The sequence below is a fragment of the Alteromonas gilva genome, assembly GCF_028595265.1.
Lineage (GTDB): Bacteria > Pseudomonadota > Gammaproteobacteria > Enterobacterales > Alteromonadaceae > Alteromonas > Alteromonas gilva.
The window spans coordinates 2,931,676-2,944,382 of sequence record NZ_JAQQXP010000001.1 but is presented as its reverse complement, the minus strand read 5'-3'; the positions used below and the strand labels follow the sequence as shown (position 1 = coordinate 2,944,382).

The following is a 12,707-nucleotide window of genomic DNA, read 5'->3' as shown; positions in this document are numbered from 1 at the left end:
TAGCACTTAGAACCGCAGTTGTTTAACTAAACAGGCTTCTGCATTTAGCAGGAGCCTTTTTTATTTAAAAGGAAATAACAATGAAAAAATTGCTATTAGCTGGGATTACGTTATTAGGTATACCTTTTAGCATGGTTGGAAACGCCCAAACCAGCCCTGAAGAACAAATATCCACGATTGAGTCTTTTGCAATTTTGCCGGCTATTCGCAGCGTGCAGATATCGCCAGACGGTAAGCAACTGGCGTTGGTCAGAGCAACCAGTAAAGATGGTGATTACATCATCGAAATCCACCAGACTAATCAGTTGGGTAAAGACCCGGTACGACTCGGCGCCGATAAAATGCGCGTGTCAGGAGTATCCTGGCTCAATAATGAAAAGATAGGTGTAAATTTTCGCCAGTTACTCGAAGATGGCGGCAGCAAATACTGGGTTGCAAAATTTGCGGTGACTGATGCCGACGGTAAAGGCGACTGGTTAATCCCTTTCCGTGAGCGGGAGACCGTGAGTTTTAGTGTTGTGGATATGCTCGAGGATGACGACGATAACATTCTTGTTGAAATTGATATTAACGATAACTACATCCCGGATGTGGTTAAGTTAAATATCAAAACAGGCCGCAGCTCCACAGTACTTCGTGGTAATACAGAAGTCAGCAATGGCTTTGTTGCTGACAGTGATGGTGAAGTGCGTATAGGGCAGGGCTGGAACCGCAGTAAACAGGCTATTGAAACTTATGTGCGGGCCAAAGGCGAAGATGAATGGATTTTGATTAACTCTAATGGCGGTGAGAATCGTGAAAACTTCGATATAGCCGGTTTTAGTATTGATGATCCAAACAAACTGCACGTTGTGGCTAATCATGGAGAAGACACCACTGGTGTTTACTTAATGGACATCAAAACCGGCGAATACAGCGAGCGCTTGTTTGGGTTAAATGGCTATGACGTCGACGGCGTACGGTATGACGATGATGGTCATGTTATTGGTTACACGTACACCACTAAGTTTGGCAAAACCTTTTTTGAAGACGAAGAGTTCAAAGCGCTTCAGGAAAGTATCGATGGTTTGTCGCCGAGTGGACGAGTATCAATAGCCAGCGCCTCTGACGACTACAATCAAGTGATTTTATATACCCAGGCGTCGGATGATCCAGGCACCTACTATTTGCTAAGCAACAAAAAGGATTTAATGAAGCTTGGCGAACGTATGCCTTTTATCGACAAGAGCAAGCTGGGTAAAACCTTGTATGTGTCGTATAAAGCGCGTGATGGCAGAAAAATCAACGCTTATGTCACCAAGCCGCAAGGTGAAGCGCCGTTTCCAACCATAGTGCTGCCACACGGCGGACCCTGGGTGCGTGACGCGTTTGTGTTTGATGACTGGTCACAGTTACTGGCTTCCCACGGCTATTTGGTGATTCAGCCAAACTATCGGGGCTCAATAGGTTACGGCCTGGAGCACTGGAAGGCCGGTGATAAAAACTGGGGCCTGACCATGCAGGATGATTTGGATGATGCGGCCAACTTCCTGGTTTCAAAAGGATTGGCCGATAAAGACAAGCTGGCCATGTTTGGCTGGAGCTATGGTGGATACGCTGCCTTTGCTGCCACGCTGAGAGAACCTAATATTTATCAGTGTACGGTTGCCGGGGCCGGCGTAAGTGATTTGTCACGAATTAATGCAACACTCAATGAGAGTCCGTTGTTAAGCAAGTTACAAAAGCCGACTATCGATGGGGTAAGCCCGGTGGAAAATGTAGCTAAAGCGAATGTACCGATATTAGTCATACATGGTGACATCGACCAGCGGGTGCCTATTAAGCACAGTGATGCATTTGTTGATGAGTTAAAACGGCTCAACAAAGATCATAAATATGTGGTACTGGATGGCGCCGACCATTTCTCAGACACGTTGTTTTACGATCATAAAATGCAGTTCTATGGTGAGTTAATTAACTGGTTAGACAATAAGTGTGGTTTAGCACCGCAGTAACAATGTAGCCAGTAACCTGTTAAAAAGGCCATATTGCGAAGCACTATGGCCTTTTTTGTTTCCTGCCAAATAACTGCATTACCGCTTCTCCCGAGTAGGTCAGGGTTTAGCTGCGCTGAACGTCAGCAACCACGCTATTAAGACAATCCTGGATCGCGCTAACATTAAGCAGACTCTACCCTTCACGCGCCAGTTTGCATGGCAAGAGAAGGCAACAGTGTGTTGTCCGGGGCATTAATTTTAAATAGGTATAAAGCAAAAAAAGCGGCGCTGCGAGTTAGGGCGCAGCACCGTTAACCGCTGGCTAATGTAGCTTGTTGCCATAAATATCCAGCACTACCGGTTTACCATAACCGAGCTTTTCAATGCGTTCTAACTGGGTTGCAGCATCCCCTACAACGAGGTAAATCATTTGCTGTTCATTAAGGTATGTATTGATTACCCGGTGAATCTCCTCAAGGGTGGCTGATTGAACAAATCCTTGCTGCTGCGCAATGTAATCCTCAGCCAGGTCAAAACGACTTATATTTTGCAGCATGTCCAGCAAACTGTTCAGTGTTTCAAAGCGTCGCGAGTTCGCTTTGATCACCATATTTTTAGCTACATCCAGATCATCCTGCTGGTAAGTTGGCTGATACTGGCCTATTAATTCCTTAAAGATTTGCAGCGACTCTAAAGTCACATTGGTGCGCACCTGTGAGGCCGCAATAAAAGGCACCTGATAGCGCGCTTCAGGTAAATAAGAATAGGCACCGTACGTGTAGCCTTTTTGAATACGCAGTGTCTGACCTAAACGCGCACTCATTCCGCCACCGAGGCGTTCATTGGCAAAATCGATAGCATAAAAATCCGGATCACTGGCCGGTAAAACCGTTTTACCCACATAGATAACCGACTGTTTAGCATCTGGTACATCGACAAAATAAACCGTTGGCTGAGTAACAGCGGTAACCGCAGGTTGAGCTGGCAGCGTGATTGCACTGCCTTGCCATTGACTCAGTGCATTGGCTGCTGCAGTCACAGCTTCGGGAGCTAATGCGCCCACCACATGCAAGGTAGCCTGTTTGGGCGAAATGACCTCATCGTAATACGCTTTTACGTCATCTAATGTAATCGCTTCTACACTTTCTTTGGTGCCACCCATGGGTACCCCTGCGACGTGATTGTCGCCATAGAGTAAATGGCTAAATACATTGCTGGCAATGCGTGCAGCATTGCCTTCGCTCTGTTTAATGCGCGTAAGGCGGGTGGATTTCAGGCGGTTAAACTCGTTTTCATCCCAGCGCGGCGCCAGCAGCATTTCTGCGGCTAATTCCATTAGTGCCGGATAATGCCTGGCCAGTACCCGGCCTGACAGGGTAATAGCATCCCGGTTTGCCGCGACAGACAGTTGCGCGCCAAGCTGACCAATAGCCTGTTCCAGCTCCTGAGGTGTCTTTGTTGCCGTACCCTCATTGAGCATTTGTGCCATTAATAACGCGGTACCCGTTTTACCGGCAGGATCGAGCCACTGACCACCGTCTATGGTAAGGGCGAAGTTAACCACAGGCAGCTCAGTAGTAGTAATTCCAATAACTTCCATACCGTTAGCCAGTGTATTACGCCAGATATCCGGCGTTGAAAGCGTTGGCAACTCGGATAAGGGGGGCTCTGAACGGTCATGTTGGGTCGGCGTTTTGGTATATTCCACCGGCTTTTCTTCAAATTCAGGCTCTTGTCCGGGTACGATTTCTTCTTCAACAACCGGTGCTTTGGCGGAGCCGGTGACGATCAGTTCTGGTTGATCTTTTGGCACAAAAGACGCAATCACCGCCGGTTGTTGGTAAATATACTGCTTAAATACCCGCATGACATCGTCACGTGTGACTGCAGAGATGTTGGCGATATCCTGCTCAATAAAGCCTGGAGAGCCGGCATATTCGTTATAAATTCCCAGTTGCAGGGCTTTATCGAGAATACTTTCAATACTGTAATAAAACGCGGTTTCCTGCTCCGCTTTTATAGTTTGCAGCTGTGCGTCAGTAAAGCCATTTTTGGCGAAATCATCCAGCGCCTGCTGAATACCCGCGTAAACGTTGTCGAGCTGCACGTCTGCATTAGCCTGAACATTAATGGTAAAACTACCTGCCACTTCATCGGTTGACGACCAGGCATTCGGGCTGGGCGCGAGCTTAAGCTCTTCAACCAGTGTTTTGTAGAGCACGGCATTTTTGCCGTTACTTAATAATCGCGCCAGTGCGTCAAGCGCGTAGGCGTCTTTGCTATATTGTTCGACGGTAGGGTAGGTCAGGCGCACTAAGGGTAACTTGGCAAAGTTATCCAGATGATAAAGCTTTTTATCTGCTTCAAGGGTAACTGGCTGAGGCTCAAGCGGAGCGGAAGGCTCACCGGCTTTGATTTCACCAAACCAGCGCTCAACCTTTTGCTTGGTTTGTTGTATATCGATGTCACCGGCGATGACCAGGGTGGCATTGGACGGCATATAAAACTGGTTGTAAAACTCACGCACATCATCAAGCGTAGCAGCCTGCAGATCGGCCAGGTCGCCAATCACAGTCCAGTTATAGGGGTGTCCTTGTGGGTACAGAGCTTTGCGCACCACATGGTCCATATGGCCGTAAGGGCGGTTGTCCACGCGCTGACGCTTTTCATTTTTTACCACTTGTTTTTCGCGTTCGAGGGTACCCTGGTCGACGGTATTTATCATGTAACCAAGGCGATCTGAGTCTATCCAAAGTAATTTATCGAAGGCGTCTTTCGGCACGACTTCATAATAGATGGTGCCGTCACTCCAGGTACCGCCGTTGCGCGTACCGCCGAGTTCCGGGATCATTTTACGGTTAGCGCCTTTGGGCACATTTTCCGAGTCGTTAAACGACATGTGTTCAAAAAAGTGAGCAAAGCCTGTGCGTCCTGGTTTTTCCCGGTTCGAGCCAACATGTACAACCGTCGCCATTGCCACAATGGGGTCAGACTTATCCACATGCAGCACTACGGTCAGGCCGTTTTCAAGGGTGTAGGTTTCGTAATCTACCCTGAGTTCACTGGCGGCAGGAGATGCCGGCTGTGGTTGTGCTGTCTGTTGTGGAGTTGGGGGTTCTGAACAGCCCCACAGGGTTAACAGTAAAGAGGCGATAAGCGCTTTTTGTAGTTTCATTATTCTTTCCATGGTTAATCAGATCCTAGCTTAAACAACCTGTTATTGATGTTCAAATGATGAAAATTAAGCTGCCACGGGCGAGGCTGAAAACTGAATGTAAAAAATATGTTACAACCTGCTCCTGGTTATCGGTTGTGCCTCTCTATTGCCAAACGTTTAAACCGGTACACTGTAGTGGTCTTAAATAATATTAATTTGGTTTATGCCTAAAAACTCAAAATATAACTCAAAAACACCCGATGAAAATGGCTTCATCAAATGGGATGCGGACGAAGTTGAGGTGTGGAGTGCTTTGTATAAGCGGCAAATGTCATTGCTACCCCATCGCGCCTGTGATGAGTATTTTACCGGTTTGGATTTACTCGCACTGTCGCCCGATGCTATTCCACAACTTACCGATATTGATGAGGTGCTACAACAAACTACCGGCTGGCAAACGGCCGCCGTACCAGCGCTAATTAGTTTCGCTGAGTTCTTTGAACTGTTAGCCAGTAAGCGGTTTCCGGTAGCCACGTTTATTCGCAGTCAGGATGACTTTCATTATTTACAGGAACCTGACATTTTTCATGAAGTCATGGGACACTGTCCTTTGCTGACTAATCCGGCATTTGCTGCATTTACTGAGACCTATGGCAAGCTCGGGCTGCAGGCGAGCAAAGAGGAGCGGGTCTTTTTAGCGCGCCTTTACTGGTTTACGGTAGAGTTTGGCCTGGTGCGTCAGCATGGAAAGCTGCGGATTGTTGGCGGCGGCATTTTATCATCACCCAAAGAAACCCGCTATTCGCTGGAAAGCGATGTACCTGTGCGGCAACCGATGGCGGTTGTCGATGCTTTGAGAACGCCTTATCGAATCGATATTTTACAACCCCTCTATTATGTCCTGGACGATTTTTCGCAGCTTATGGATATTGCCAACATGGACCTGATGCCACTGGTGCGCGAGGCGCAACAGCTAGGCTTGTACCAACCGCTGTTTCCTCCTAAACAGCAAGCAAGTTAAACTGCTCATCCTTTGCGTACTTCTTTCTGCAGAAAGCTAATGGTTGTGATTTTGAACAATTAGCTTTCCTTTTGCGTATTAAACTTTAAAAGTTATGATTTTGTGATATCTTGTAAAATATACTTTACAGTAATTGAGTGATTGATGCGTTTAGAAATTAGCTGTCAGGACCGACTCGGGATCACCCAGGATGTGCTGGACATTCTGGTAACCCATAACATTGATTTACGCGGCATCGAAATTGATGAGGCCGGAAAGATCTTCCTGAATTTTCCTAATATTGAGTTTGAAGACTTTCAGCACATAATGCCTAAATTACGTCGTATCGAAGGCATAGAAGACGTTAAAACAACCCTGTTTATGCCTGGCGAGCGTGAGCGCAACCAGTTATCAGCCATTGTGCAAACCCTGCCTGATCCGGTGTTCTCTGTCGATAACAAAGGGCGGCTGCTGCTGTGCAATGATACGGTAGCCAGTGGCCTGGAAATGACTTTTGCGGAGTTACTCCACACCGATATCAGTGAGTATGTAAAAGGATTTAATTTTTCTCGTTGGCTGGAGAGCAAGGCACCAGCACCCAAAAGCATCAAAGTGAAGTTTATTCAGCAGGATTTCGTTGCCGATATTTTGCCGATAACGGTGCCTGATGCGGCTGAAAGTTCAATTTTGGCGGGCGCAGTAATTATGCTCAAGTCCGAAGTAAGATTGGGCCAGCAAATCACAGTTTTTCACCAACATGGCACCGACAGCTTCGAGAAATTGATCTCAGAATCGCCGGTAATGCAGCAGACCGTGGGTGAGGCAAAGCGCATTGCCGATCTTGATGCACCAATACTGATTTTTGGCGAAACCGGTACTGGTAAAGAGATGCTGGCACGAGCCTGTCACCAGAGCAGTCGCCGGGCAGACAAGGCATTTTTGGCGCTGAACTGCGGCGCACTGCCCGATAACGTAGCCGAAACCGAACTGTTTGGTTATGCCGCAGGAACCTTTAACCAGACCGAGGGCAAAGCCGGTTTACTTGAACAGGCTGCCGGCGGCACCTTGTTGTTAGATGAAATTGCCGATATGTCGGTACACCTGCAAGGTAAGTTGTTGCGTGTACTGGAAGACGGAGAATTCCGAAGGGTAGGCGATGTCAACCCGGTAGCTGTTGATGTGCGCTTTGTCTGCACTACCTGTCAGGATCTCGGCCAACTGGTGGAAGAGAATAAGTTTCGCAAGGAATTATACTACCGTTTAAACGTGTTAAGCCTGGTGGTACCGGCGCTGCGGGACCGCCGTAACGACGTGGTGCCTTTGGCTGAATCGTTTATTTTACAACATAGTATAAAGCTTGGCCGGCGGCCGGCTAAGTTGAGTAAATCCTGCGTTGAGTTTTTGCAGCATTACCCGTGGCCCGGGAATGTCAGGCAGCTTCAAAATGCCTTGTTCAGAGCGTTGTCGTTGCTCGATGGCAATGAAATCACCAAAGAAGACATTCAACTGCCCAGCTGTACACCGAGCATGACCTATGTGGATGAAAACTTTGAAGGTACGCTGGATGAAGAGGTGAAAAAGTTTGAACGTGAATTGCTACGAAAACTGTATCCGTCTTACCCGAGCACCCGTCAGCTCGCCAGAAAGCTTGGTTTAAGCCATACCGCGATAGCCAATAAATTGCGCGAATACGGCATCAATAAGGCAACTGTAAAGTTATAGCTACATATTTATTACCCCCCGACCGGGCTGGTATCGCCGGCCCGTCTGCTCTTCATTGAAGTCGCTTTTGATAAGGCTTTCACTGTCCGCTTAAGTTTACATTTAATGTAAACAGGCGAGCGACCGGTTCGCGTGGCAGGTACTTTGCGAATTCTGAGTTCTCTGATTATATACGTTGCATAATTGTTAATAATGTGACGATAAACGGAGAGCACAATGACTGCACATCCCAATAACTATAATCCGCTGGGCACCAATGGCTTTGAATTTGTTGAATACACCGCGGCTGATGAAGAAGGCATTAATGCGCTAAAAGCGCTGTTTGGTTCACTGGGCTTTGCTGAGGTAGCCACCCATAAGTCTAAGCGGGTATGGCTGTACCGTCAGGGTGACATCAATTTTATTATCAATGCAGAGCCGGCGTCACAGGCTGAAGAATTTGCCCGGTTACGGGGTCCTAGCGTTTGCGGAATGGCGTTCAGAGTGGCAGATGCCGGCGCGGCCATTAAGCATGCCCTGGCACATGGTGGTAAAGCATTTCATGGCAACTTAGGGCCCATGGAGCTGAACATCCCGGCCATTTACGGTATCGGCGAAAGCACGCTGTATTTTGTTGACTTGTATGGTGAACAAAGCATTTATGATGTGGATTTCAATTTTTATGCAGACTGGCAGGCTCGCATGAAACAAGCCGACGCCGGATTGCAGGTGGTAGACCACCTTACCCACAATGTTAAACGCGGCAATATGGCTGTATGGGCAGAGTTTTATGAAAATATCGGTAACTTCCGTGAAATTCGTTATTTCGATATTGAAGGTAAATTAACCGGCCTGGTCAGCAAGGCGATGACGTCACCCTGTGGCAAGATCCGCATCCCCATTAATGAGTCGGTAGATGAGCATTCACAAATCGAAGAGTTCATTAAAGCTTATAACGGCGAAGGCATTCAGCATATAGCGCTGGCAACTGATGATATTTATAAAACAGTCAAAGATCTCAAAGCCCGCGGCCTGGCCTTTATGGACACGCCTGATACTTATTATGATGCCGTTAATGAGCGGGTAAAAGGGCATGGAGAGTCTGTTGATGCGCTGCGCGAGCTACGCATACTCATTGATGGCGCGCCATCGAAAGACGGTATCTTGTTACAAATCTTCACTGATACGGTGATTGGTCCGGTATTTTTCGAAATTATACAGCGCAAAGGTAACGAAGGCTTTGGCGAGGGGAATTTCAAGGCGCTGTTTGAAAGCATTGAACAGGATCAGATCCGCCGCGGCGTGTTAAATGTTGAGGGCGGCAATGCGTAATCCGGCGCGATTTCCGATAAAAGAAGGCCTGCATTCACGCCAGGCCCATGCCGATCTGCCCGAACAGGCGATTTATGAGCGTGAAGTTGGCCGCGATGGTTTTTTTGGGCCAGCCTCACATATTCATCATAAACATCCGCCTACCGCCTGGACAGAGTGGGAGGGAGAGCTGCGGCCGCGCGCAATGGATCTTAATAAGTTAGATCAACTGGCCGGCGGCGAATTACCTTTTGCGGCGCCGGTTATCTTGCACAATCCTCATTGTCAGTACCGGTTCTGGCACTGTGATGCGCCAATGAAAGTGCTGGCACGTAACGCCGATGGTGATGACTTATTATTTATTCACAAAGGCCACGGTGAGCTCTTTTGTGATTATGGTCATTTACCGGTAGAAGAGGGGGACTATGTGGTTATTCCGCGGGCAACAATGTGGCGGCTAACGCCCAGCAGCCCAATGCAGCTATTAATGATCGAAGCGACCGATGATAGCTACCAATTGCCAGACAAAGGCATCGTTGGCCAGCATGCGGTATTTGACCCGGCCATGTTGCAATACCCACGAATCAACGACACCTTTCTGGACCAGCAGGATGAGTCTGTTTGGCATGTGGCGGTAAAACGTCATCAACGACTATCGCGCATTACTTATCCATTTAACCCCCTCGATGCCCAGGGCTGGCATGGCGACTTGACAGTGATGAAGATTAACTGGCGGGATATTCGGCCACTTATGAGCCATCGCTATCATCTGCCACCGTCGGCACATACGACCTTCGTGGCCAAACGGTTTGTTGTGTGTACCTTTGTACCGCGCCCGATAGAGAGTGACCCAGGCGCGCTTAAAGTGCCTTTTTACCATAGTAACGATGATTACGATGAAGTGTTGTTTTATCACGCGGGAGACTTTTTTAGTCGTGACAACATCGAGGCAGGCATGGTGACTTTTCATCCGGCTGGATTCACCCATGGTCCGCATCCCAAAGCCTTTGCGGCCGGTCAGGCCCACAAAAAAACGTTTACGGATGAAGTGGCTGTAATGCTCGATACCCGTGATGCGCTGACGATAACGGCGGCGGGTGAGTCGGTAGAGAATCCCGGATATGTCTATAGCTGGCAGTCTGAACAGGAGTAATTAATGAAACTAGCAACCTATAAAAATAATACTCGTGATGGTGAGCTTATGGTCGTCAGCCGGGATTTAACCCGCTGCTGTCCGGCCGCACCGCTAGCCGGAACAATGCAGCAGTTACTCGATAACTGGCAATCGCTTGCGCCGCAATTAGCAGAGTGTAACCGGGCGTTAAACGACGGCGAAATTGCTGGTGAAGCCTTTGACGAAAGCCGCTGTCATTCGCCGTTGCCGCGGGCTTATCACTGGGCTGATGGCAGCGCGTATGTGAATCATGTCGAGTTGGTGCGACGAGCACGGGGGGCAGAGATCCCTGCCAGTTTCTGGACAGATCCGCTGATGTATCAGGGTGGCAGCGACGATTTCATCGGACCCTGTGACGATATCGTTGTGCCAGAGGGAGAATTGGGCATTGATTTTGAAGCTGAGATTGCCGTGATTACCGATGATGTGCCAATGGCAACAAGCGCCAAAGACGCCGCCCGGCATATCAAGCTGCTTATGTTGGTTAACGATGTATCACTGCGGGGCCTGATCCCCGGGGAGCTGGCCAAAGGATTTGGTTTTTATCAGTCGAAACCCGCCAGTAGCTTTTCACCGGTAGCGGTAACCCCTGACGAGCTCAACGAATATTGGAATGACACCAAGGTTCATTTGCCGCTGGAAACCTATTATAACGGCGAGCTTTTTGGTAAACCCAATGCCGGTGTTGATATGACATTTAGTTTTGGTGAATTGATTGCGCATGCTTCGCGAACCCGTAACTTAAGAGCCGGTTCGATTATTGGTTCGGGTACGGTTTCTAACAAACAAGGCACGGACCATGGCTCGGCCATTGTGCATGGTGGCGTAGGCTATTCATGCATTGCCGAAGTCAGAATGATTGAGACGATCCGCGATGGTAACCCGACAACGGCGTTTATGAGCGCCAATGACCAGGTAAAAATTACCATGACCAATCCCGCAGGCCAGTCGGTATTTGGTGCGATTAATCAACGGGTAAAAATAATAAAGTAAGTTATGCTTAAGTAAAGCTTGGCGGACCCTGCATGGCAGAAAGTATGTATCGTCTGCCATGTAATCCGTGTGGTTAGCTGCTCTCGGGGGCATTCACAGGGCGATATCTGCAATCCTTTTTTTCCACTTAGAGGTTTGGTAAATGAGCTTAAAACTTTATGGTTACTGGCGCTCGTCAGCGAGCTATCGGGTGCGCATCGCGCTTAACCTGAAAGGTCTCGAGTATGAATATATCGCCATAGACCTAAAAAAAGACGGCGGGCAACAGCATAGCGCGCAATACGATGCCGTGAACCCGGCTCACCTGGTGCCCACTTTTGTGGATGATGACGAGGATATTATTCTTAACCAGTCGTTAAGTATTATTGAGTATCTGGATGAACGTTATCGTGAGCCGTATCCGTTACTGCCAGCGCACAGTGTCGAAAAGGCGCGTATCAGGGCGCTGGCCCAGGATATTGCCTGCGATATTCAGCCGCTGGCAAATTTGCGTGTGCTCACGGCGCTACAACAGCAGTATGAGCTGTCGGCAGAACACAGCAATCAATGGGCATCTCATTGGATTACCAAAGGGCTTAGCGGTATTGAGCGCCGTTTGCAAACCCAGGCCGGGCGCTATTGCTTTGGCTTTGATGTGACACTGGCGGATGTGTGTCTGGTACCACAGGTTTATGCTGCAAAACGGTTTAACGTTGATATGACGCCGTTTCCGTTGATTAGCCGGATTTACCATCAGTGCCAGACATTACAAGCGTTTCAAAAAGCACAGCCCGAAGAGCAGGCGGATTGCCCCTAGGGCTTCAGCCTGCGTAGCGCTAACCCCTTAACCAATCATTGATTTTTAATGGGGAGAGCGGTGGTGTTTTTAACCTGTTTCAGGGCAAACGTGGAACTGAGATGGTCAACACAGGGTAAGTGGGTAAGTTTGGATTTGAGCAGGTACTCATATTCTTCGATGCTTTCGACGATGACTTTAAGCAAATAGTCTTTTTCGCCACTGGTGGTGTGGCATTCAACTATTTCATCGACAGACTGCACAGCAGTTTCAAAGTCGGTAAGTGAGTCGCCATCGTGATTTCTCAATGAAACATAAATAAACACCGATACACCCAGATTAAGTTTTTTACCATTTAACAATGTGACTTTACGCAGAATAATGCCTTCAGCTTCAAGTCGCTTAACGCGCCGCCAGCAAGGGGTATGAGACAACCCAACCTGCTGACTTAAATCGGCCATCGAAATCGTGGCATTGAGTTGTAACACCCGGAGAATTTCGCGGTCGAACTTGTCCAGTTTCATCGGCGTATCCATGATTGCTTATTATGATAGTTATTGTGCATTCATTATAATACTAGGATGGCTATCCTAGAAAGCTGTACGGTAAAAAAACCTGTT

The 12,707-nt window shown here is 48.1% G+C and carries 9 protein-coding genes; 7 read left to right on the top strand and 2 right to left on the bottom strand.

The genetic code is table 11. The features are described 5' to 3' along the window. Positions 1-80: 80 nt before the first annotated feature. Positions 81-1,994 carry an alpha/beta hydrolase family protein gene (locus tag OIK42_RS13030; RefSeq protein WP_273641125.1) on the top strand — a complete coding sequence of 638 codons (1,914 nt, stop codon included), beginning with the start codon at positions 81-83 and terminating at the stop codon, positions 1,992-1,994. 304 nt (positions 1,995-2,298) lie between these two features. On the opposite strand, the gene OIK42_RS13025 is transcribed toward OIK42_RS13030, so the two are convergent. Then, the gene (locus OIK42_RS13025) at positions 2,299-5,151 is read right to left on the bottom strand and encodes a M16 family metallopeptidase (RefSeq protein ID WP_273641124.1); all 2,853 of its coding nucleotides are present in this window, start codon (positions 5,149-5,151) and stop codon (positions 2,299-2,301) included. Positions 5,152-5,356: 205 nt separating this feature from the next. Between OIK42_RS13025 and phhA the strand changes: the two genes are divergently transcribed. The 6 genes from phhA to maiA all read left to right on the top strand — a co-directional run bounded on the left by phhA (position 5,357) and on the right by maiA (position 12,108). After that, complete coding sequence (phhA, locus tag OIK42_RS13020; RefSeq protein ID WP_273641123.1) at positions 5,357-6,154, top strand: phenylalanine 4-monooxygenase; 798 nt, start codon at positions 5,357-5,359, stop codon at positions 6,152-6,154. A 144-nt stretch (positions 6,155-6,298) separates the two neighbouring features. Next, positions 6,299-7,855, top strand: a complete 1,557-nt coding sequence (tyrR, locus tag OIK42_RS13015; protein ID WP_273641122.1) for a transcriptional regulator TyrR — start codon at positions 6,299-6,301, stop codon at positions 7,853-7,855. Between the two features lie 216 nt (positions 7,856-8,071). Next, positions 8,072-9,166, top strand: a complete 1,095-nt coding sequence (hppD, locus tag OIK42_RS13010; protein WP_273641121.1) for a 4-hydroxyphenylpyruvate dioxygenase — start codon at positions 8,072-8,074, stop codon at positions 9,164-9,166. After that, the gene (locus OIK42_RS13005) at positions 9,159-10,298 is read left to right on the top strand and encodes a homogentisate 1,2-dioxygenase (RefSeq protein ID WP_273641542.1); all 1,140 of its coding nucleotides are present in this window, start codon (positions 9,159-9,161) and stop codon (positions 10,296-10,298) included. The genes hppD and OIK42_RS13005 overlap by 8 nt, the downstream gene beginning before the upstream one ends. Before the next feature lie 3 nt (positions 10,299-10,301). Then, positions 10,302-11,312, top strand: a complete 1,011-nt coding sequence (locus tag OIK42_RS13000) for a fumarylacetoacetate hydrolase family protein (protein ID WP_273641119.1) — start codon at positions 10,302-10,304, stop codon at positions 11,310-11,312. Positions 11,313-11,454: 142 nt separating this feature from the next. Then, positions 11,455-12,108: a maleylacetoacetate isomerase gene (gene maiA, locus OIK42_RS12995; RefSeq protein WP_273641117.1), complete on the top strand. Its 654-nt coding sequence runs from the start codon at positions 11,455-11,457 to the stop codon at positions 12,106-12,108. A gap of 35 nt (positions 12,109-12,143) precedes the next feature. On the opposite strand, the gene OIK42_RS12990 is transcribed toward maiA, so the two are convergent. Beyond that, positions 12,144-12,611, bottom strand: coding sequence for an Lrp/AsnC family transcriptional regulator (locus OIK42_RS12990; protein ID WP_273641115.1), 468 nt, complete (start codon positions 12,609-12,611; stop codon positions 12,144-12,146). Positions 12,612-12,707: the final 96 nt, after the last annotated feature.

Coding starts and splice junctions, on each gene's coding strand:
- OIK42_RS13030 (WP_273641125.1), top strand. CDS start 81: ATGAAAAAATTGCTATTAGCTGGGATTACGTTATTAGGTATACCTTTT.
- OIK42_RS13025 (WP_273641124.1), bottom strand. CDS start 5,151: ATGAAACTACAAAAAGCGCTTATCGCCTCTTTACTGTTAACCCTGTGG.
- phhA (WP_273641123.1), top strand. CDS start 5,357: ATGCCTAAAAACTCAAAATATAACTCAAAAACACCCGATGAAAATGGC.
- tyrR (WP_273641122.1), top strand. CDS start 6,299: ATGCGTTTAGAAATTAGCTGTCAGGACCGACTCGGGATCACCCAGGAT.
- hppD (WP_273641121.1), top strand. CDS start 8,072: ATGACTGCACATCCCAATAACTATAATCCGCTGGGCACCAATGGCTTT.
- OIK42_RS13005 (WP_273641542.1), top strand. CDS start 9,159: ATGCGTAATCCGGCGCGATTTCCGATAAAAGAAGGCCTGCATTCACGC.
- OIK42_RS13000 (WP_273641119.1), top strand. CDS start 10,302: ATGAAACTAGCAACCTATAAAAATAATACTCGTGATGGTGAGCTTATG.
- maiA (WP_273641117.1), top strand. CDS start 11,455: ATGAGCTTAAAACTTTATGGTTACTGGCGCTCGTCAGCGAGCTATCGG.
- OIK42_RS12990 (WP_273641115.1), bottom strand. CDS start 12,611: ATGAAACTGGACAAGTTCGACCGCGAAATTCTCCGGGTGTTACAACTC.